Source organism: Streptomyces sp. MMCC 100, from assembly GCF_041538145.2.
In the GTDB taxonomy this organism is placed as follows: Bacteria; Actinomycetota; Actinomycetes; order Streptomycetales; family Streptomycetaceae; genus Streptomyces.
On sequence record NZ_JBGORK020000001.1, the window covers coordinates 1,609,046 to 1,629,084 of the forward strand.

Below are 20,039 nucleotides of genomic sequence, written 5' to 3' on the forward strand. Positions count from 1 at the left end.
GGCCAGTACCTCAGTTGAGACTCGTCGGGCCGCGCGTCAGGTCCGACGCCGGCAGGGACGGCAGCGTACGGATGATGGAGGTCTCGGAGCGAAGGAGTCTCAGCTCGTCCCTCAGACGCGAGGCGGTGTCCGGGGACTGGAGCAGACGCTGCTTCGTCGGCGTGTCCAGCATCATCGCGGCGGCGACCAGGTAGGAGACCACACCCGGTTCGTCCGGCAGGTCGGCGCCGGTCGCCAGCGACCGTTCGCGGGCCCCCGCCAGCCGCTTCTGGTACTGCCGGAAGGATCGCAGCACGCCCTCGGCCAGCGCACCCGCCTCGTCGCCGGGCTCCTCGGGCAGCGGCTCCAGTTCGGCGGTCAGGAAGGGGCCCGAGGTCTCCACGGAGGCCAGGCGCACCCGGTTGGTGCCGGTGGCGAGCACCTCGAAGGTGCCGTCGGCCCGCTCGCGGATCGTCGCCGCGTCCGCGATGCAGCCCACCTTGTGGAACGCCTTGAGCGGGTCGGTCCCGAACCCGGCCGTCGGCCCGCGCTCGACGGTGGCCGTCGGATCGGGCAGGCCGGGGGCGGTCCGGGCCACCTCGTGGCCGTCGCGGATCGCCACGACGGCGAACCGGCGTGGTTCGTCCTCCGGGGTCTTCAGCAACTCGCGCATCATGGCGCGATAGCGCTCCTCGAAGATGTTGAGCGGTAGCACCAGCCCCGGGAACAGGACCGAGTTCAGGGGGAAGAGGGGGAGCCGGACGGTGGTCACGACGCAGAAGCCTAATGGTCGTCGGGCCGGACGCGTCCGCCGTGCCCGCTTCGTGGCCGTCCCGGACCCGTCGGGCCGGCCGCCGCGGCCGCTTCCTCCAGGTGCGCACGGACGTCCGCGCGCACCTGGAGGAAGCGGCCGAGCGGGTCGGGGTCGTCCGTGTCCCGCTCCCACGGGAAGGACGTGACATACGGGCCGGTCAGCCGCAGTTGCTCCGCGGCATCCCGGTGGCGTTCCAGGCGTACGAGGACGTAGACGAGCAGGTTCCGCAGCTCGGCCGCCCAGGGATCGGCCGCCGGGTGGGCCGCCGAGAGGGCGGTCGCACGGTCGGCGGCGGCGTCCAGGCGGGGGCGGTGCGCGCGTACGGCGGTGGCGCCGTCGGCGGAGGTGCCGGCGACCGTCGTCAGGCAGGTGAAGGCCGCGCGCAGGGGCAGCGCCCGTACGAGCGCGTCCTCGGGAGCGTCCTGTGCGGCCGTCTCCGCGAAGTCCAGGCACTCGCCGTGGGCGTCGGGCGAGGCGTCGGCCAGGTACTCCAGGGCGGCGACATGACTGCCGTAGTGGTGCGGGGAGCGGCGGACCGCCTGTTCCCACAGCCGCTCGAACTCGGCGTGGGGGGCGCGTGCGCCCCGTGCGGCGTCCAGCGCGGTCCGCCACGGCACCGGGTCGACGGGGCCGGCGGCCTCGGCGGCGGCGACGACCGCGGGGACCACCTCGCGCAGGAGTTCGGTGCGGGCCGGTGAGTCCCAGCGACGGTGGACCGCCAGCCGGGCCGCCACCAGCAGGGCGTCGGGGTCGTCCGGGGCGGTGGCCCGCCAGGTGTCGAGCCACTCGGAACGGGAGCGGGCGAAGGCGGCGAGCCGGGTCGCGTAACGGTCGCGGTGGTCCCATTCGGCGTTCTCGCGGGTACCGGCGAGAAGGCCGGCCGCGGGGCCGTGCTCGCCGCGGGCCGCGGCGACGAGGGCGGGGGCGAGGCGGTCGTCGGGGGCGTCGAGGAGCACGTCGTCGTCTTGGGCGGGCCGTGGTGACCGGGAACGGGCCCGGGCAGCGGCGGTCCGCAGGAACGCGCGCAGCATGGCCAGTACGACGGTCGAGGGTTCGGGATGGTTGTGCGGCCCCGGCTCCCCCTTCGGCCGGTCGTGTGGCCACCCCGTACCGGCCGTGCCCCACCCGCACCACACACGCGGAACGCGCCGCCGGGCGCGGGCGGCCCCGGCGGGTCACGGGCCTTCGCGACGGCACCCTCCGGAGCGGTCAGTTTCTGCGGAGCAGGCGGGTGGCGCCCGCCGCCACGGTGGTCGCCAGGACCCAGCCCAGCAGGACCAGGGCCGTCGAGAGCCACTGCCAGCCGTCCTGGAGCTGCCAGGAGCCCGCCTGGCCCAGGTCGATCACCGGGAGGAGGAGGTCGAGGGCGAAGAGGGCGGGATTCCAGTCCGGGTGTTCGCCGCTCTTCAGCGGGGGCGGCTCCGCGCGGGCGAAGGCGAGCGAGCCGGCCGCCCACAGGACCGCCATCCACACCGCCGCCCGGCCCGGCCGGTAGCCGTAGGCGACCGTCCAGTCCTGCGCGTAGCCCACCAGCTTCGCGGCGACCGGCAGGCTCTCGCGGCGCCTGCGGTGCTTGGCGAGCAGCACCTCGCGGGCGTCCTCGTCCTCGCCGCCGGCCCGCAGCACGGCGGCGAGGCGCTCGTACGGCTCCGGGTGGTACTCGGCCGTCGCGGCGCCCACCCACCGCAGCCGCTTCTCCAACGGGAACGGCCCGCGCGGCACCAGGTTCTCGTAGGCGAAGCCGCCCATGTGCAGCCGCCCCGGGCCCGGCCAGCTGTCCGCCCGGTCCATCAGGTTGACCACCCGCGCCCCCGACAGCACCACCCGCCCGCGCGCCGGACGCTCGCCCAGGAAGCGCAGCTCGGGCGTCTGCACCCGGCGCAGCGACAGCTCCTGGTCGTCGGTGAAGGTGAAGCGGGCGTGCTCCAGGTCCAGGGCGTCGCCGAACCGCCCGTCGTCGAGCCGCACCCCGCCCTCGCACTCGAAGTGCTGGATGCGGGTGCCCTGCGCCGGGGTGGTGCCGCGCAGCAGCGGGCTGCCCAGGCCCGCCGGGGTCAGGTACAGCGTGCGCTCCACCGTCAGCTGCGGCGCGTTCAGCGCGTGCCGCGTGTACGGGTTCAGGAGCCGGGCGCCGCGCAGGCTCAGCGACACGCCGACCTGGGCGCTGCGCAGGCTCACCTCGCCGTGCGACTCCAGCATCTCCGCCTGGAGGTCCTGCCCGACCGTCATCCCGTCCGCGGCGATGGAACGCCCGCTGCGGTCCCGGTGCACGATCGCCTGGTTGAGCAGCAGGTCGGTGCCTATCTGCGCGTCCGTGAGCCGGATGCCGCCCGGGAAGCGGGAGCGCGGCAGGTGCAGGTCGCCCTCGGTGTGCAGCCGGGCCGCCTCCAGGCGCGGCACCGCGCAGTCCACCAGCCGCACCGTCGTGAACCGGGTCTCCGGCAGCAGCACCTCCCGGTCGAAGCGGCAGCGCCGCAGCTCCACGTAGGGCACCACCGTGCCGCCCGCCAGATCCATCGTGTCGCTGATCCGCACGCCCACCAGCTGCAGCGAGGACACCCGGCCCGCGAGCGCCGGCGGACCGTCGAGAAGCAGCCAGCACACGACGCGGGCCCGCACCGTCCGCTCCGGCCCCCACGGACGCCCGCCGTGCGGGTCGTCGACGAGCGGGTCGCCGCTGCTCAGGTCGTACACACTGCCGTTGCGGAAGGCCTGCCACATGCCGGCCTCGGCGGTGGTCAGGTCGTCCGGCAGCTCTCCGTCACGATGGCCGGCCCCCTCGGTCACGGTGCTTCACTCCCTCCCCAACTACTCGTCGGTCGCTCACGCTTCGTACAACCGTTCATGCCCACTGCGTGACCTTCCGAACACTCAAAGTGAGCACGGATCGCGTGAGTTCACCGTGGGGTGTGAGCTCCGTCGCGTTCTGTATCAGCCATTGATACGCGCGGACGGTGCCGGACGCGGGTCTGAGAGAATTGGTTCCGTGATCTCCCGAATCGATCTGCGCGGCGACGCCCTCCCCGAGGGCCCCGCCCTGCGCGACCTGCTGCCCCGAGCCGACTTCGACGTCTCGGTCGCCCTGGAGAAGGTGCGTCCGATCTGCGAGGCCGTGCATCATCGCGGGGACGCGGCGCTGATCGACTTCACCGAGCAGTTCGACGGCGTCCGGCTGGACCAGGTGCGCGTCCCGGCCGCCGCGCTCACACGCGCGCTGGAGGAGCTCGACCCGGCCGTCCGCGCGGCCCTGGAGGAGTCCATCCGCCGCGCCCGCCTCGTCCACCGCGAGCAGCGCCGCAGCACGCACACCACGCAGGTCGTGCCCGGCGGCTCGGTCACCGAGAAGTGGGTGCCGGTCGAGCGGGTCGGGCTCTACGTACCCGGCGGCCGGTCGGTCTACCCCTCGTCCGTGATCATGAACGTCGTGCCCGCGCAGGAGGCCGGGGTCGGCTCCATCGCGCTCGCCTCGCCCGCGCAGGCCGGGTTCGGCGGGATCCCGCACCCCACCATCCTGGCCGCCTGCGCCCTGCTCGGCGTCGACGAGGTGTACGCGGCCGGTGGCGCCACCGCCGTCGCGATGTTCGCCTACGGCACCGAGTCCTGCCCGCCCGCCAACATGGTCACAGGCCCGGGCAACATCTGGGTCGCCGCCGCCAAGCGCTTCTTCACCGGGAAGATCGGCATCGACGCCGAGGCCGGACCGACCGAGATCGCCGTCCTGGCGGACTCGACCGCCGACCCGGTGCACGTCGCCTCCGACCTGATCAGCCAGGCCGAGCACGACCCGCTGGCCGCCGCCGTCCTGGTCACCGACTCCGTGGAGCTGGCGGACGCGGTGGAGAAGGAGCTCCAGCCCCAGGTCGAGGCCACCAAGCACATCGAGGACCGGATCCGCCCGGCCCTCGCCGGGCGCCAGTCCGCGATCGTCCTCGTCGACGGCCTCGACGAGGGACTGCGCGTGGTCGACGCCTACGGCGCGGAGCACCTGGAGATCCAGACCGCCGACGCCGCCGCCGTGGCAGACCGCGTCAAGAACGCCGGCGCGATCTTCGTCGGCCCCTGGGCGCCCGTCTCCCTCGGTGACTACGCGGCCGGGTCCAACCACGTCCTGCCCACCGGCGGCTGCGCCTGCCACTCCTCCGGCCTGTCCGTGCAGTCCTTCCTGCGCGGCATCCACATCGTCGACTACACGCGCGACGCGCTCGCCGAGGTCGCGCACCACGTGGTGACGCTGGCGGAGGCGGAGGACCTGCCCGCGCACGGCGCGGCGATCAAGGCGAGGTTCGAGTGGAAGGTCCCCGAGAGCAAGTGACGTTCGGCATCGACGATCTCCCCGTACGGGACGAGCTGCGCGGCAAGTCCCCCTACGGCGCGCCCCAGCTGGACGTGCCGGTACGGCTGAACACCAACGAGAACCCCTACCCGCTGCCCGAGGCGCTGGTCGAGCGGATCACCGAGCGGGTCCGCGAGGCCGCCCGCGACCTCAACCGCTACCCCGACCGGGACGCGGTCGAGCTGCGCACGAAGCTCGCCGAGTACCTGACGAAGACCTCCGGGCACCCCTTGGACGTGAGCAACGTCTGGGCGGCCAACGGTTCCAACGAGGTCATCCAGCAGCTGCTGCAGACCTTCGGCGGGCCGGGCCGCACCGCGATCGGCTTCGAGCCCTCGTACTCGATGCACGGCCTCATCGCGCGCGGTACCGGCACCGGCTGGATCTCCGGGCCGCGCCACGAGGACTTCACCATCGACGTGCCCGCCGCCGAGCGGGCGATCGCCGAGCACCGCCCGGACGTCGTCTTCGTCACCACCCCCAACAACCCCACCGGCAACGCGGTCCCGGCCGAGTCGGTCCTCGCCCTCCACGAGGCCGCGCAGCGCGCCAAGCCGTCGATGGTCGTCGTGGACGAGGCGTACATCGAGTTCAGCCACGGCGCCTCGCTGCTGCCGCTGCTGGACGGCCGGCCCAACCTCGTGGTCTCCCGCACCATGTCGAAGGCGTTCGGCGCGGCGGGCCTGCGCCTCGGCTACCTCGCCGCGCACCCGGCCGTCGTCGACGCCGTCCAGCTCGTACGGTTGCCGTACCACCTGTCGGCCGTGACCCAGGCGACCGCGCTGGCCGCCCTGGAACACACGGACACGCTGCTGAAGTACGTCGAGCAGCTGAAGACCGAACGGGACCGGCTGGTCGCCGAACTGCGGGCCATCGGCTACGAGGTGACCGAGTCCGACGCCAACTTCGTCCAGTTCGGGCGGTTCGCGGACTCGCACGAGACCTGGCGGAAGATCCTCGACCGGGGCGTCCTGGTCCGGGACAACGGCGTACCGGGCTGGCTGCGGGTCACCGCCGGCACCCCGGAGGAGAACGACGCGTTCCTCGACGCGGTCCGTGAAGTCAAGAAGGAGCAGAACACATGAGCCGCGTGGGACGCGTGGAGCGCACGACCAAGGAGACCTCGGTCCTCGTCGAGATCGACCTCGACGGCACCGGCAAGACCGACATCGCCACCGGCGTCGGCTTCTACGACCACATGCTCGACCAGCTCGGCCGGCACGGTCTGTTCGACCTGACCGTGAAGACCGACGGCGACCTGCACATCGACTCCCACCACACCATCGAGGACACCGCCCTCGCGCTGGGCGCCGCCTTCAAGCAGGCCCTCGGCGACAAGGTGGGCATCTACCGCTTCGGCAACTGCACGGTCCCGCTGGACGAGTCCCTCGCCCAGGTCACCGTCGACCTCTCCGGCCGCCCCTACCTCGTGCACACCGAGCCCGAGAACATGGCGCCGATGATCGGCGAGTACGACGTGACGATGACCCGGCACATCCTGGAGTCCTTCGTCGCCCAGGCCCAGGTCGCCCTGCACGTGCACGTGCCGTACGGGCGCAACGCGCACCACATCGTGGAGTGCCAGTTCAAGGCGCTGGCCCGGGCCCTGCGCTACGCGTCCGAGCGAGACCCGCGCGCGGCCGGCATCCTGCCTTCCACGAAGGGCGCGCTGTAACCGATGAACGGTACGTCCACCGCACTGATCGTCGTCGGTCTGTTCCTCCTCGGCGGCATCTACTCCTTCGCCAAGCAGCAGATGCCCAAGGGCCTGATCGTGCTGCTCTCCATCGGCGCCGCGATGTGTCTGCTCGCGGGCGTCCTGAGGCTGGAGGTCTGGAATTGACCGGCGCCGCCCCGGCCAAGAAGGTCGTCGTCTTCGACTACGGCTTCGGCAACGTCCGTTCCGCCGAGCGCGCCCTCGCGCGCGCGGGAGCCGACGTCGAGATCACCCGTGACTACGACAAGGCCATGAACGCCGACGGGCTGCTGGTCCCCGGCGTCGGCGCCTTCGCCGCCTGCATGGACGGCCTGAAGGCCGCCCGCGGCGACTGGATCGTCGACCGACGGCTCGCGGGCGGGCGCCCGGTCATGGGCATCTGCGTCGGCATGCAGATCCTCTTCTCGCGAGGCATCGAGCACGACGTGGAGGCCGAGGGCCTGGACGAGTGGCCCGGCACGGTCGGACCGCTCCAGGCCGACGTCGTGCCCCACATGGGCTGGAACACGGTCGAGGCGCCGGCCGACTCCCAGCTCTTCGCCGGCCTGGACGCCGACGCCCGCTTCTACTTCGTGCACTCCTACGCCGTCCACGAGTGGACCCAGGAGGCGCACAACCCGCTGATCGCCGCCCCCAGGGTCACCTGGTCCACGCACGGCGAGCCCTTCGTGGCCGCCGTGGAGAACGGCGCGCTGTGGGCCACGCAGTTCCACCCCGAGAAGTCCGGCGACGCCGGAGCCCAGCTCCTCACCAACTGGATCGAGACCCTGTAGAGATGAGCAAGCTCGAACTCCTCCCCGCCGTCGACGTCCGCGACGGCCAGGCCGTCCGCCTCGTGCACGGCGAGTCCGGCACCGAGACCTCCTACGGCTCCCCGCTGGAGGCCGCCCTCGCCTGGCAGCGCTCCGGCGCCGAGTGGCTGCACCTGGTCGACCTGGACGCCGCGTTCGGCACCGGGGACAACCGCGCGCTGATCGCCGAGGTCGCGAAGGCCATGGACATCAAGGTGGAGCTGTCCGGCGGCATCCGCGACGACGACACCCTCGCCGCCGCCCTCGCCACCGGCTGTACCCGGGTGAACCTCGGCACCGCCGCCCTGGAGACCCCCGAGTGGGTCGCCAAGGTCATCGCCGAGCACGGCGACAAGATCGCGGTCGGCCTCGACGTACGCGGCACCACCCTGCGCGGCCGCGGCTGGACCCGCGACGGCGGTGACCTCTACGAGACGCTGGACCGCCTGAACAATGAGGGCTGCGCCCGCTACGTCGTCACCGACATCGCCAAGGACGGCACCCTGCAGGGCCCCAACCTGGAGCTGCTGAAGAACGTCTGCGCGGCCACCGACCGCCCGGTCGTGGCGTCGGGCGGCGTCTCGTCCCTGGACGACCTGCGCGCGATCGCGGGCCTCGTCCCGGCCGGTGTCGAGGGGGCCATCGTCGGGAAGGCCCTGTACGCGAAGGCGTTCACCCTGGAAGAAGCCTTGGAGGCTGTGTCGCCATGACATCCGAAGCCGTACGGCGCGTGCAGAGCGGAAGTCCCTGGGAAGAGTCCTTCGGTTTCGCACGCGCCGTGGCGGCGGGCGACCGAGTCATCGTGGCGGGCACCACCGCCTTCAAGGGCGACATGCTCTACGGCGAGGGCGACCCGTACGAACAGACCAAGGTCGCCTTCGCCACCGCCGTCGAGGCGATCGGCGAGTTCGGGCTCGGCATCGAGTCCGTGATCCGGACCCGTGTGTGCCTGGCACACTCCCGCGACGTCGATGCGGTGGGCCGCGCCCACAAGGAGTTGTTCGACTCCGTACGCCCGGTCACGACCCTGCTGGTCGTGCAGGGCTTCATCGACTCGCGGGTCCTGGTGTCAGTCGAAGTGGAAGCGTATAGAGGAGCCGTGGATTCATGACCCTGGCGGTCCGAGTCATCCCCTGCCTGGACGTGGACAACGGCCGGGTCGTCAAGGGCGTCAACTTCCAGAACCTGCGCGACGCGGGCGACCCCGTCGAGATGGCCAAGGTGTACGACGCCGAGGGCGCCGACGAGCTGACGTTCCTGGACATCACCGCCTCGTCGGGCAACCGCGAGACGACCTACGACGTGGTGCGCCGCACCGCCGAGCAGGTCTTCATCCCGCTGACCGTCGGCGGCGGGGTGCGCACCGCCGACGACGTCGACAAGCTGCTGCGGGCCGGTGCGGACAAGGTGGGCGTGAACACGGCCGCCATCGCCCGCCCCGACCTGATCCGCGAGATCGCCGAGCGCTTCGGCCGGCAGGTCCTCGTGCTGTCGGTCGACGCCCGCCGCACCGAGGCCGGCACCTTCGAGGTGACCACCCACGGCGGCCGGCGCGGCACCGGCATCGACGCGGTCGAGTGGGCCCACCGGGCCGCCGAGCTGGGCGCGGGCGAGATCCTGCTCAACTCGATGGACGCGGACGGCACGAAGGACGGCTACGACCTGGAGATGCTGGCGGCCGTGCGCAAGCACGTGACCGTCCCGGTCATCGCCTCGGGCGGCGCGGGCAGCCTCGCCCACTTCGCCCCGGCGGTCGAGGCGGGCGCGGACGCGGTCCTGGCGGCGTCCGTCTTCCACTTCGGCGACCTGCGGATCGGCGAGGTCAAGAACACGCTCCGCGAGGCGGGACACCCCGTCAGGTAGGCCCGTCGGGAGCACCAGCGATACGAAAGGAAAGTTGCGCAACGAGTATTGCGCAACTTTCCTTTCGCAGTCTAGCGTGTGCGGCATGCCGAGTCAGGAGAACCGTTCCATCACCGACCTGGGCACCCTCAAAGCCCTGGCCCATCCGCTGCGCATGCAGCTCTACCGCGGGCTGTGCGTGGCGCGCACCGCGACCGCGTCGCAGCTCGCCGAGCAGGTGGACGAGGCCGTCTCCCTGGTCAGCTACCACCTGCGCAAGCTGGCCGAGCACGGGCTGGTCGAGGAGGCCGAGCCGCAGAGCGCGGACGGCAGGGAACGGTGGTGGCAGCCCGCCTCGGACGGGGTGAGCATCCGCGACGAGAACTTCCGCGACGCCCCCGAGCGCGCGGCCGCCCACCTGGCGGCCACCCGGCTCTTCCACGAGCAGCGCGCCGACATGTACCGCCGGTACCTCGACGAACGCCCCACCTGGGGCCCCGAGTGGAACTCCGCCGCTCCGGACAACGAGTCACTGCTGCGGCTCACCCCCGCCGACCTGGAAGAACTGGGCGAGGAACTGCTCGCCCTGGCGAAGAAGTACGACGAGCGCGGCCGGGCCGCGGAAGCCGCCGGCGACACCGAGGGGCGCGAGAACGTCGCGCTGCACGTCTACGGATTCCCCTTCCGTGTCTGAGGCGACCACGTCCGTGACGGACGTACAGATACCCGCCGTCGTCTCCGTCCCCGCCCACCGTGACCCCAACGTCCTGCGCTGGGTCGGTGCCTACACCGCGTCCATGGTCGGCGACATGGTGTTCTTCCTCGCGCTGTCCTGGGCCGCCGTGCAGAACGGCACTCCCGCGCAGGCCGGCCTCGTCACCGCCGTCAGCGCGGTGCCCCGGGCGCTGCTCATGCTCGGCGGGGGAGTGGTCGCCGACCGGCTGGGGCCGCGCCGGGTCGTCATCGGCAGCGACACCGTACGGTGCGTCACCGTCCTGGCGGTCGCCGCCGTGCTCTTCGCGGCCGACCCCGGGCTGTGGCTCCTCGCCCTGCTCGCCGTCGTCTTCGGCACCGTCGACGCCGTGTTCATGCCCGCCGTGGGGGCGCTCCCGGCGCGGATCACCGGCAAGGACCAGCTCGCCCGCGTCCAGGGCATGCGCGGCCTCGCCATACGCTTCGCCGCCGTCGTGGGGGCACCGCTGGGCGGGCTCGGCGTGGCGGCCGGCGGCGCGGCGGCGGCCTTCGCGTTCGCCGGGCTGCTGATCGCCGTGTCCGTGCCGCTGCTGATCTCCGTCCGGATGCGTGGCCTGCCCGCCGACGACGCGAGCGCCGCGCGCGAGACCACCGCCTGGCGGGACCTGGTGGGCGGGCTCCGCTACGTCCGCCGGCACCGTGTCCTCGGCCCGCTCATGGTGGCCATCGCCCTGGGCGACCTCGGCTTCGTCGGCCCCCTCAACGTGGGCCTCACCCTGCTCGCGGACGAGCGGGGCTGGGGCGCGTCCGGGATGGGCTGGGTGCTCGCGGGCTTCGGCACGGGCGCCGGAGTCGCCGCCCTGCTGCTGACCGTACGGGGACGCCTGCCGCGCGCCGGGTGCGTCGCCGCCGGCGCCATCATCCCCGGCGCGGCCGCGATCGCCGCCCTGGCCCACGCGCCCGGCCTTCCCGCGGCCGTCGGCACGGCGGTGCTCGTCGGGCTGCTCACGGGGCTCAGCGGCGCCATGTGCGGCGCCCTGCTGCAGACCCAGTCCGACCCCGCCTACCTGGGCCGCGTCACCGCCGTCGGCGGCATCGTCAGCCTGGGGATCGCACCGCTGAGCATGCCCCTGTCGGCCGCCGCCATCGGCGTCTGGGGCACCGGCCCCGTCTTCGCCGTCAGCGCCGCCGTCTGCGGCCTCGGCGGGGTCGTCGCCCTGTGCGCGCCGGGCGTACGGCGGGCCGAGCTGCCGAAGTGAGCGACCCCGAGATCAGATCCCGAGCTGCTTGGTCTCCCGCAGCCTGGCGATCGCGTCCTGCTCGCCCTCCAGCTCCACCTTCGCCGCCCCCTGCCGGCCGTACGCGAACAGCAGCAGCTCGGACGGCTCGCCCGTCGCCGTCACCACCGGCGTACCCCGGTGGGCGACCGTCGTCTGGCCGTTCGGGCGGCGCAGCACCAGGCCCGTGGGGATGCCGCGGCCCATCAGGCGGGCGGCCCGCTCCAGGCGGGACCACAGGGCGTCCTGGAAGACCGGGTCCAGCTCGCGCGGCGACCAGTCGCTCCGGGCACGGCGGACGTCCTCGGTGTGGACGTAGAACTCGACCGTGTTCGCGGCCTCGTCGACCTGCTTGAGCTGGAAGGGGGAGAAGCGGGGCGGGCCCGTGCGGATCAGCTGGAGCAGCTCCTCGTACGGCTTCGCCCCGTACTCCTCCATCACCCGGTCGAGGCGGGCCGCCAGCTGCTTGATCATGCTGCCCCCGGCGGCGTCCGGCCGGCGCTCGCGCACCACCACGTGCGCGGCCAGGTCACGGGTCCGCCAGCCCTCGCACAGGGTCGGGGCGTCCGGACCAGCCGTCTCCAACAGGTCCGCGAGCAGAAGTCGTTCACGCTTGGCGAAAGTCGACATGGAGTCAGCCTACGGCGCCCGGCAGGGTCCGCCCAATGGACATCCCGGGGACCTGTCCGTCCCGCGCGGCACAATGGGCGCATGACCAGCAGCTCCCCCACCAGCGGCGGCCCCGGGCGCCCCAGCCCGCTCGCCCCGGAGATCGCCGACCGTCTCAAGCGCAGCGCCGACGGCCTCCTGCCCGCCATCGCCCAGCAGTACGACACCGGGGAGGTGCTGATGCTCGGCTGGATGGACGACGAGGCGCTGCACCGCACGCTGACGACCGGACGCTGCACCTACTGGTCGCGCAGCCGCCGGGAGTACTGGGTCAAGGGCGACACCTCCGGACACTTCCAGTGGGTGAAGTCCGTCGCCCTGGACTGCGACGCCGACACCGTGCTCGTCAAGGTCGACCAGGTCGGCGCCGCCTGCCACACCGGCACCCGCACCTGCTTCGACACCGACGTGCTCCTCGCCGAAGACGTCACGGGCGCCGACGCGCCCCACGCGGGTCAGTAGGGTCTGCCGCCATGGACGTCACGCATGACATGGACCTCGACACCTTCCGCAAGCTGGCCGCCGACCGCCGGGTGATCCCGGTCAGCCGCAAGCTCCTCGCCGACGGCGACACCCCCGTGGCCCTGTACCGCAAGCTCGCCGCGGAGCGCCCCGGCACCTTCCTGCTGGAGTCCGCGGAGAACGGACGTTCCTGGTCCCGGTACTCCTTCGTCGGCGTCCGCAGCGCCGCCACCCTCACCGAGAAGGACGGGCAGGCCCACTGGCAGGGCACCCCGCCCGTCGGCGTCCCCACCGACGGCGACCCGCTCGCCGCCCTGCGCGCCACCGTCGAGGCCCTGCACACCCCGCGCGACCTCGCCCACGACCTGGGCCTGCCGCCCTTCACCGGCGGCATGGTCGGCTACCTCGGCTACGACATCGTGCGCCGCCTGGAGAAGGTCGGCCCGGGCGAGCGCGACGACCTGAAGCTGCCCGAGCTGACCATGCTGCTCACCAGCGACCTCGCCGTCATGGACCACTGGGAGGGCTCGGTCCTGCTGATCGCCAACGCGATCAACCACAACGACCTGGAGACCGGCGTCGACGAGGCCTACGCCGACGCGATCGCCCGCCTGGACGCCATGGAGGCCGACCTCACCCGCGCGGTCGCCCAGCCCCCGGCCGCGCTGCCGCCCTCCGAGCTGCCCGAGTACACCGCGCTGTGGGGCGGCCCCGACTTCCAGGACGCCGTCGAGGACATCAAGGAGCGCATCCGCGCGGGCGAGGCCTTCCAGGTCGTCCCCTCCCAGCGCTTCGAGACGCCCTGCACGGCGAGCGCGCTCGACGTGTACCGGGTGCTGCGGGCCACCAACCCCTCCCCGTACATGTACCTGCTCCGCCTCGACGGCTTCGACGTCGTCGGATCGTCCCCCGAGGCCCTGGTCAAGGTCGAGGACGGGCGTGCCATGGTGCACCCCATCGCCGGCACCCGCCCGCGCGGCGCCACCCCGCAGGAGGACCAGGCCCTCGCCGACGAACTGCTCGCCGACCCCAAGGAGCGCGCCGAGCACCTGATGCTCGTCGACCTCGGCCGCAACGACCTCGGACGCGTCTGCGAACCCGGCTCCGTCGAGGTCGTCGACTTCATGTCCGTCGAGCGGTACTCGCACGTCATGCACATCGTCTCGACGGTCACCGGCCGGGTCGCCCCGGACCGCACCGCCTTCGACGTCCTCACCGCCTGCTTCCCGGCCGGCACCCTCTCCGGCGCGCCCAAGCCGCGCGCCCTGCAGATCATCGACGAGCTCGAACCCTCCCGGCGCGGCCTGTACGGCGGCTGCGTCGGCTACCTCGACTTCGCGGGCGACTCCGACACCGCCATCGCCATCCGCACGGCGCTGCTGCGCGACGGCACGGCCTACGTCCAGGCGGGCGCGGGAGTCGTCGCCGACTCCGACCCGGTCGCCGAGGACACCGAGTGCCGCAACAAGGCGGCGGCGGTGCTCAGGGCCGTGCACACGGCCAACCGGCTGGCGCAACAGGGCCAACCGGACACGATGGTGGGGTAATTCTCACGTACCCCAATCCGAACCCCGGGTGACGGTTCGCCCGGTGTTCGGGTGATAGTGGAGTACGTGACAGCCGTTCCTCATCCCCGCACCCCCGCCGCAGGACCCGCCCGGGCCGGCCGCCGGAGCCTCGCCGTAGCCCTGCTGTGCGGCGCGCTCGGCGCCGCCGTCGCCCTGCTCGCCACCCGGCAGGAGTGGGCGGAGGGCACCGCGACCGTGGCCGGCGGCGCGTTCTCGCTGACCGCCAAGGGCAGCGACGTCACGGGCGTCCCCGCGGCCCTCGCCATAGTCGGCCTCGCCGCGCTCGTCGCCGTCTTCGCCGTCCGCCGCGCCGGCCGCTTCGCCGTCGCCGCGCTGCTCGCGCTGAGCGGCGCGGGCACCGTCGCCGCCGCCCTGGTGGGCGCCTCCGACAGCTCCGCCCTTGACGACCAGGCCGCCAAGGCGGCCGGCGACACCTCGGCCACCGTCGACGCCCTCTCCCACACCGCCTGGCCGTACGTGGCGGCCGTGGGCGGGGCCCTGCTCCTGGTGGCCGGGCTGCTCGCGCTGCGCTACGGCCGCCAGTGGCCCGCGATGTCCGGCCGCTACGAGCGAGACGGCACCCCGCGCCCGCGCCGCAGGCCGCAGACCGTCGACCCGGACCGCCCCGAGGACCTGTGGAAGGCCATCGACCGCGGCGAGGACCCCACCAGCGCCTGACCCGCCTGCGGACCGGCGTTCACCCACCGGAGCACCCCCGCTCACGGCGCGTGCCCCCGTGCGCGACAATGGGTGTGAGCGTCCTGCTCAGACATGGCACACAGCAACGAGGAGCAAGCAATGGCGGGCAGCAGCCACGGTCACACCCCGGCCGCCTGGACCGGTGTCATCATCGCCTTCATCGGTTTCTGCATCGCGGGCATGTTCATGGTGGCGGCCCAGCCGTGGGGCTTCTGGGCCGGCCTGGCGGTCGTGCTCCTCGGCGGTGTCGTGGGCTACATCATGCGGATGATGGGCCTCGGCCAGCCGAAGCAGAACCACCCCGTGCACCAGGTCGCGGGCGAGCGCGCGGAGGCCGGCACCAAGGGCTGACCGGGCACGGAGTTCCCGAGGGGCGGATCGGCACACGGGTGCCGGGACCGCCCCTCGCGTGCGGGTGAGGGCCGGCGGGGGCAGAATGCGGGCGTGGACGTCGAGAGCGGGAAACCCAGCCGGACCAGCACCATCCAGCCCCGCGGCGCGGTCCTCCGCCTGGCCGTCCCGGCGGGAGTGCTCGCGGCCGTCGCCGGGGCCTTCGCGTACGTGGGGAGCGTGGACCCCTACGAACCCGGCCACTACCCCGTCTGCCCCCTGCTGCGTTTCACCGGCCTCTACTGCCCGGGCTGCGGCGGCCTGCGCAGCGCCCACGCCTTCGTCCACGGGGACCTGACCGCCGCGCTGCACGCCAACGCGCCCGCCGTCCTCGCCTACCTGGGCTTCGCCGTCCTGTGGACCGTCTGGGTGATCCGCGCGGCCCGGGGGCGTCCCGTACGCATCGACCTCGGACCGGTCCACCTGTGGACGCTGGGGACGTTGGTGCTGGTCTTCACCGTTGTCCGGAACCTGCCGTTCGGCGGCTGGCTCCTTCCTTGATCATCCATGGAATGCCCAGGTAGTGGGACCCGGATCGGGCGGATGCGGGACCGGTGCCCGGCTCCGGATATCATCACAGTGACCACACGTTTTGCCGTCTGAAAGGGGGCCGCTCGCGTGAGTGTGCTCGACGAGATCATCGACGGAGTCCGTGCCGACCTCGCGGAGCGGCAGGCGCGCGTCAGCCTCGACGAGCTCAAGGAGCGCGCGGCCAAGGCTCGCCCCGCCAAGGACGGCGTGTCCGCGCTGCGCGGCGACGGCGTCAAGGTCATCTGCGAGGTCAAGCGCTCCAGCCCGTCGAAGGGCGCGCTGGCGGCCATCGCCGACCCGGCCGGGCTCGCCGCCGACTACGAGGCGGGCGGCGCCGCCGTCATCTCCGTCCTCACCGAGGAGCGCCGCTTCGGCGGCTCGCTCGCCGACCTGGACTCGGTCCGCGCACGCGTGGACATCCCCGTACTGCGCAAGGACTTCGTCGTCACCTCGTACCAGCTGTGGGAGGCCCGCGCGCACGGTGCCGACCTCGTGCTGCTGATCGTCGCGGCCCTCGACCAGCCGGCCCTGGAGTCGCTGATCGAGCGCGCGGAGTCCATCGGACTCACCCCGCTCGTCGAGGTGCACGACGAGGACGAGGCCGAGCGCGCGGTGGACGCGGGCGCCAAGGTCATCGGCGTCAACGCGCGCAACCTGAAGACCCTCGAGGTCGACCGCGGCACGTTCGAACGGGTCGCCCCCGAGATCCCCGCGCACATCGTCAAGGTCGCCGAGTCCGGCGTCCGCGGCCCGCACGACCTCATCGCCTACGCCAACGAGGGCGCCGACGCCGTCCTGGTCGGCGAGTCCCTGGTCACCGGCCGCGACCCGAAGACGGCCGTCTCCGACCTGGTGGCGGCGGGCGAACATCCCGCGCTCCGCCACGGCCGGGGCTGAGACCCCGATAGGCTGACCCCGATGACACCCGCACTCACTCCGGCCCCCCGGGACCCGTACGCCCGCCTCGCGCGCGGCTGCCGGCCCCGAGGCTGCCGCGCGCCCGCACGCAGGGTGCACGGCCGCCGGGTGCGGTACGTCATCGGAGACGAACCGGGGCAAGTAAACGGCATGCGATGGCTCAAGCGCCCTGCAAGGGGCGCGGGGCTGTATTGAGTCTGCGACTCCGTCGCGCGGGCCCGAGCAACCACACACGGCCCGCGGCCGACAGATAGGTCCCCGCCCCCACGGCGATCAGTCACCACCAGAGACTCACCGTGAGGTACACGCATGCCCAGCAACTTCTTCATCCCCGACCCGGAGGGCCAAGTCCCCTCCGCCGAGGGCTACTTCGGCGCCTTCGGGGGCAAGTTCATCCCCGAGGCCCTCGTCGCGGCGGTCGACGAGGTCGCCGTCGAGTACGACAAGGCGAAGTCCGACCCGGAGTTCGCACGCGAGCTGGACGACCTCCTGGTCCACTACACGGGCCGCCCCTCGGCGCTCACCGAGGTCCCCCGCTTCGCCGAGCACGCCGGAGGCGCCCGCGTCTTCCTCAAGCGCGAGGACCTGAACCACACCGGCTCGCACAAGATCAACAACGTGCTGGGCCAGGCCCTGCTCACCAAGCGCATGGGCAAGACCCGCGTCATCGCCGAGACCGGCGCCGGCCAGCACGGCGTGGCGACGGCGACGGCCTGCGCGCTGTTCGGCCTCGACTGCACCATCTACATGGGCGAGATCGACACGCGGCGCCAGGCCCTCAACGTGGCCCGCATGCGCATGCTCGGCGCCGAGGTCATCGCCGTGAAGTCCGGCAGCCGCACGCTCAAGGACGCGATCAACGAGGCGTTCCGCGACTGGGTCGCCAACGTCGACCGCACCCACTACCTGTTCGGCACCGTCGCCGGACCCCACCCCTTCCCGGCGATGGTCCGCGACTTCCACCGCGTCATCGGCGTCGAGGCCCGCCGCCAGCTCCTGGAGCAGGCCGGACGCCTGCCCGACGCCGCGATCGCCTGCGTCGGCGGCGGCTCCAACGCCATCGGCCTCTTCCACGCCTTCATCCCCGACGCGGACGTACGCCTCATCGGCTGCGAGCCCGCCGGGCACGGCGTCGAGACCGGCGAGCACGCGGCCACCCTGACCGCGGGCGAGCCCGGCATCCTGCACGGCTCCCGGTCCTACGTCCTCCAGGACGACGAGGGCCAGATCACCGAGCCGTACTCGATCTCGGCCGGCCTGGACTACCCCGGCATCGGGCCCGAGCACGCCTACCTCAAGGACTCCGGCCGCGGCGAGTACCGCGCGGTCACCGACGACGCCGCCATGCAGGCGCTGCGCCTGCTGTCGCGCACCGAGGGCATCATCCCGGCCATCGAGAGCGCCCACGCCCTGGCCGGAGCCCTGGAGGTCGGCAGGGAGCTGGGCAAGGACGGGCTGATCGTGGTCAACCTGTCCGGCCGCGGCGACAAGGACATGGACACCGCCGCCCGCTACTTCGGGCTGTACGACACCGACGCCGAGGTCGCCGAGGACGCCTCCGGCACCGCCGAGATCGAGGGGGACGCCAAGTGAGCGGGAACGTACAGCTGCTGAACGACACCCTCGCCGCGGCGAAGTCCGAGGGCCGCGCCGTCCTCATCGCCTACCTCCCGGCCGGGTTCCCGACCGTGGACGGCGGCATCGAGGCGGTCAAGGCCGCGATCGACGGCGGCGCCGACGTCGTCGAGGTGGGCCTGCCGCACAGCGACCCGGTGCTCGACGGCCCGGTGATCCAGACCGCCGACGACATCGCGCTGCGCGGCGGCGTGAAGATCGCCGACGTGATGCGCACGGTCCGCGAGGCGCACGCGGCCACCGGCAAGCCGATCCTGGTCATGACCTACTGGAACCCCATCGACCGCTACGGCGTGGAGCGCTTCACCGCCGAGCTGGCCGAGGCGGGCGGCGCCGGGTGCATCCTGCCCGACCTGCCGGTCCAGGAGTCGGCGCTGTGGCGGGAGCACGCGGACAAGCACGGGCTCGCCACGGTCTTCGTGGTCGCGCCCAGCAGCAAGGATGCGCGGCTCGCCGAGATCACCGCGGCCGGCAGCGGCTTCGTCTACGCCGCCTCCCTCATGGGCGTCACCGGCACCCGCGAGTCGGTCGGCGCGCAGGCCGAGGACCTGGTGCGGCGCACCCGCGCCACCACCGACACCCCGGTCTGCGTCGGTCTCGGCGTCTCCAACGCCGCTCAGGCCGCCGAGGTCGCCGGCTTCGCCGACGGCGTGATCGTCGGCTCGGCCTTCGTCAAGCGGATGCTGGACGCGCCCGACGACGCGGCCGGCCTCGAGGGCGTCCGCGAGCTCGCCGCCGACCTGGCGAAGGGCGTGCGCGGACAGGCGTGACCGCCCGCATGTGACGGACGAGAGCATGACAGAGGTCCCTCGTACGAGTGGACCTGGGACCGGGGAGGCGCGCTGCGCCTCCCCGGTTCGTTCTGCGGGGTGTGAGCGAGAAGAACCGACAGGGAAAGCGCAGCGCCCGCGAGAAGCTGGCGGCCGAGCGCGAGAAGCAGAAGTCCAGGGACAAGCGCCGCCGTGCGCTGATCGTCGGCGCGAGCGTGGTCTGCGTCCTGGGACTCGCGGCGGTGATCGGCGCGATCGCCGCGAACGCGGGCAAGGACGACGGCAGCGAGTCGGCGGGCCCGATCGTGGCGCCCTCGGGCGCCCAGGGCAAGGACAGCCTCGCCATCCCGGTCGGCAAGGAGAGCGCCAAGTCGACGCTCACCGTCTGGGAGGACTTCCGCTGCCCGGCCTGCAAGGCCTTCGAGCTGGCGTACCGCGACACCGTTCACGAGCTCACCGACGCCGGGCAGCTCAAGGTCGAGTACCACCTGGCGACGATCATCGACGGCAACATGGGCGGCACCGGCTCCCGCAAGGCCGCCAACGCCGCCGCCTGCGCCCAGGACGCCGGCAAGTTCCCGGCGTACCACGACGTGCTGTACGACAACCAGCCGTCGGAGACCGACGACGCCTTCGCCGACGAGAACAAGCTGCTCGACCTGGCGGGCAAGGTCGACGGCCTCGACACCACCCTGTTCCAGGAGTGCTTGAAGAACGGCAAGCACAACAGCTGGGTGGAGAAGTCCAACAAGGCCTTCCAGAACGGCGGCTTCAGCGGCACCCCCACCGTGCTCCTGGACGGCAAGAACATCTACCAGGACCGCTCCATGACACCGGCCAAGCTCAAGCAGATGGTGGAGGACGCCAACAAGTAGCGCGCCCGCTCGTTACGGACCCGTAGCCGGGCTGCCCGCCGCGCGTCCCGTCCGACACGGTAGCGTCGACCCTGCC

General features: G+C 72.8%; 24 protein-coding genes. 20 read left to right on the forward strand and 4 right to left on the reverse strand.

The window, feature by feature from the left end; all coding sequences use genetic code 11:
• Positions 1–10 precede the first annotated feature (10 nt).
• From ABS735_RS07380 to ABS735_RS07390, 3 genes are all read right to left on the reverse strand, one after another.
• On the reverse strand, positions 11–751 hold the full coding sequence (locus ABS735_RS07380; protein ID WP_373902059.1) for an LON peptidase substrate-binding domain-containing protein: 741 nt from the start codon (positions 749–751) through the stop codon (positions 11–13).
• An 11-nt stretch (positions 752–762) separates the two neighbouring features.
• Positions 763–1,824 carry a hypothetical protein gene (locus ABS735_RS07385; protein ID WP_373902060.1) on the reverse strand — a complete coding sequence of 354 codons (1,062 nt, stop codon included), beginning with the start codon at positions 1,822–1,824 and terminating at the stop codon, positions 763–765.
• Between the two features lie 178 nt (positions 1,825–2,002).
• Positions 2,003–3,580 carry an oxidoreductase gene (locus tag ABS735_RS07390; RefSeq protein ID WP_373902061.1) on the reverse strand — a complete coding sequence of 526 codons (1,578 nt, stop codon included), beginning with the start codon at positions 3,578–3,580 and terminating at the stop codon, positions 2,003–2,005.
• Between the two features lie 199 nt (positions 3,581–3,779).
• On the opposite strand from ABS735_RS07390, the gene hisD reads away from it, so the two are divergent.
• From hisD to ABS735_RS07440, 10 genes are all read left to right on the forward strand, one after another.
• A complete protein-coding gene (gene hisD / locus ABS735_RS07395) occupies positions 3,780–5,105 on the forward strand; it encodes a histidinol dehydrogenase (protein ID WP_373902062.1) in 1,326 nt (441 codons plus the stop codon).
• Entirely contained in the window at positions 5,102–6,211 is a 1,110-nt protein-coding gene (locus ABS735_RS07400; protein ID WP_373902063.1) for a histidinol-phosphate transaminase, read from the forward strand. The genes hisD and ABS735_RS07400 overlap by 4 nt, the downstream gene beginning before the upstream one ends.
• Positions 6,208–6,801, forward strand: a complete 594-nt coding sequence (hisB, locus tag ABS735_RS07405) for an imidazoleglycerol-phosphate dehydratase HisB (RefSeq protein ID WP_030186039.1) — start codon at positions 6,208–6,210, stop codon at positions 6,799–6,801. Before ABS735_RS07400 ends, hisB begins: the two co-directional genes overlap by 4 nt.
• A 3-nt stretch (positions 6,802–6,804) precedes the next feature.
• On the forward strand, positions 6,805–6,969 hold the full coding sequence (locus ABS735_RS07410) for a hypothetical protein (protein WP_373902064.1): 165 nt from the start codon (positions 6,805–6,807) through the stop codon (positions 6,967–6,969).
• Positions 6,966–7,616 carry an imidazole glycerol phosphate synthase subunit HisH gene (gene hisH / locus ABS735_RS07415; protein WP_373902065.1) on the forward strand — a complete coding sequence of 217 codons (651 nt, stop codon included), beginning with the start codon at positions 6,966–6,968 and terminating at the stop codon, positions 7,614–7,616. The genes ABS735_RS07410 and hisH overlap by 4 nt, the downstream gene beginning before the upstream one ends.
• Before the next feature lie 2 nt (positions 7,617–7,618).
• The gene (gene priA / locus ABS735_RS07420) at positions 7,619–8,344 is read left to right on the forward strand and encodes a bifunctional 1-(5-phosphoribosyl)-5-((5-phosphoribosylamino)methylideneamino)imidazole-4-carboxamide isomerase/phosphoribosylanthranilate isomerase PriA (RefSeq protein ID WP_373902066.1); all 726 of its coding nucleotides are present in this window, start codon (positions 7,619–7,621) and stop codon (positions 8,342–8,344) included.
• Positions 8,341–8,745, forward strand: a complete 405-nt coding sequence (locus ABS735_RS07425) for a RidA family protein (RefSeq protein ID WP_373902067.1) — start codon at positions 8,341–8,343, stop codon at positions 8,743–8,745. Before priA ends, ABS735_RS07425 begins: the two co-directional genes overlap by 4 nt.
• Positions 8,742–9,497, forward strand: coding sequence for an imidazole glycerol phosphate synthase subunit HisF (hisF, locus tag ABS735_RS07430; protein WP_373902068.1), 756 nt, complete (start codon positions 8,742–8,744; stop codon positions 9,495–9,497). Before ABS735_RS07425 ends, hisF begins: the two co-directional genes overlap by 4 nt.
• 85 nt (positions 9,498–9,582) lie before the next feature.
• Positions 9,583–10,170 carry an ArsR/SmtB family transcription factor gene (locus ABS735_RS07435; RefSeq protein WP_373902069.1) on the forward strand — a complete coding sequence of 196 codons (588 nt, stop codon included), beginning with the start codon at positions 9,583–9,585 and terminating at the stop codon, positions 10,168–10,170.
• Positions 10,163–11,428 carry an MFS transporter gene (locus tag ABS735_RS07440; protein ID WP_373902070.1) on the forward strand — a complete coding sequence of 422 codons (1,266 nt, stop codon included), beginning with the start codon at positions 10,163–10,165 and terminating at the stop codon, positions 11,426–11,428. The genes ABS735_RS07435 and ABS735_RS07440 overlap by 8 nt, the downstream gene beginning before the upstream one ends.
• A gap of 12 nt (positions 11,429–11,440) precedes the next feature.
• Here the strand turns inward: ABS735_RS07440 and ABS735_RS07445 are convergent, their stop codons facing one another.
• On the reverse strand, positions 11,441–12,076 hold the full coding sequence (locus tag ABS735_RS07445; protein ID WP_373902071.1) for a TIGR03085 family metal-binding protein: 636 nt from the start codon (positions 12,074–12,076) through the stop codon (positions 11,441–11,443).
• Positions 12,077–12,157: 81 nt separating this feature from the next.
• Here ABS735_RS07445 and hisI point away from each other — a divergent pair, with 81 nt between their 5' ends.
• The 10 genes from hisI (at position 12,158) to ABS735_RS07495 (ending at position 19,963) form a co-directional block, all read left to right on the forward strand.
• Positions 12,158–12,577, forward strand: a complete 420-nt coding sequence (gene hisI, locus ABS735_RS07450) for a phosphoribosyl-AMP cyclohydrolase (RefSeq protein WP_373902072.1) — start codon at positions 12,158–12,160, stop codon at positions 12,575–12,577.
• An 11-nt stretch (positions 12,578–12,588) separates the two neighbouring features.
• Positions 12,589–14,124, forward strand: a complete 1,536-nt coding sequence (locus ABS735_RS07455; protein WP_373902073.1) for an anthranilate synthase component I — start codon at positions 12,589–12,591, stop codon at positions 14,122–14,124.
• Positions 14,125–14,181: 57 nt separating this feature from the next.
• A complete protein-coding gene (locus tag ABS735_RS07460) occupies positions 14,182–14,823 on the forward strand; it encodes a TIGR02234 family membrane protein (protein ID WP_373902074.1) in 642 nt (213 codons plus the stop codon).
• Between the two features lie 120 nt (positions 14,824–14,943).
• The gene (locus ABS735_RS07465; RefSeq protein ID WP_373902075.1) at positions 14,944–15,195 is read left to right on the forward strand and encodes an HGxxPAAW family protein; all 252 of its coding nucleotides are present in this window, start codon (positions 14,944–14,946) and stop codon (positions 15,193–15,195) included.
• A gap of 93 nt (positions 15,196–15,288) precedes the next feature.
• Positions 15,289–15,735: a DUF2752 domain-containing protein gene (locus ABS735_RS07470; RefSeq protein WP_373902076.1), complete on the forward strand. Its 447-nt coding sequence runs from the start codon at positions 15,289–15,291 to the stop codon at positions 15,733–15,735.
• A 117-nt stretch (positions 15,736–15,852) separates the two neighbouring features.
• Positions 15,853–16,662 (forward strand): indole-3-glycerol phosphate synthase TrpC, encoded by an 810-nt coding sequence (gene trpC, locus ABS735_RS07475; protein ID WP_373902077.1) that lies wholly within the window; start codon positions 15,853–15,855, stop codon positions 16,660–16,662.
• Positions 16,663–16,683: 21 nt separating this feature from the next.
• Positions 16,684–16,878 carry a tryptophan biosynthesis modulator TrpM gene (gene trpM, locus ABS735_RS07480; RefSeq protein WP_373902078.1) on the forward strand — a complete coding sequence of 65 codons (195 nt, stop codon included), beginning with the start codon at positions 16,684–16,686 and terminating at the stop codon, positions 16,876–16,878.
• A gap of 114 nt (positions 16,879–16,992) precedes the next feature.
• Entirely contained in the window at positions 16,993–18,276 is a 1,284-nt protein-coding gene (gene trpB / locus ABS735_RS07485) for a tryptophan synthase subunit beta (RefSeq protein WP_373902079.1), read from the forward strand.
• Positions 18,273–19,088, forward strand: a complete 816-nt coding sequence (gene trpA / locus ABS735_RS07490) for a tryptophan synthase subunit alpha (RefSeq protein ID WP_373902080.1) — start codon at positions 18,273–18,275, stop codon at positions 19,086–19,088. The genes trpB and trpA overlap by 4 nt, the downstream gene beginning before the upstream one ends.
• 101 nt (positions 19,089–19,189) lie before the next feature.
• Positions 19,190–19,963 (forward strand): DsbA family protein, encoded by a 774-nt coding sequence (locus ABS735_RS07495; protein WP_373902081.1) that lies wholly within the window; start codon positions 19,190–19,192, stop codon positions 19,961–19,963.
• Positions 19,964–20,039: the final 76 nt, after the last annotated feature.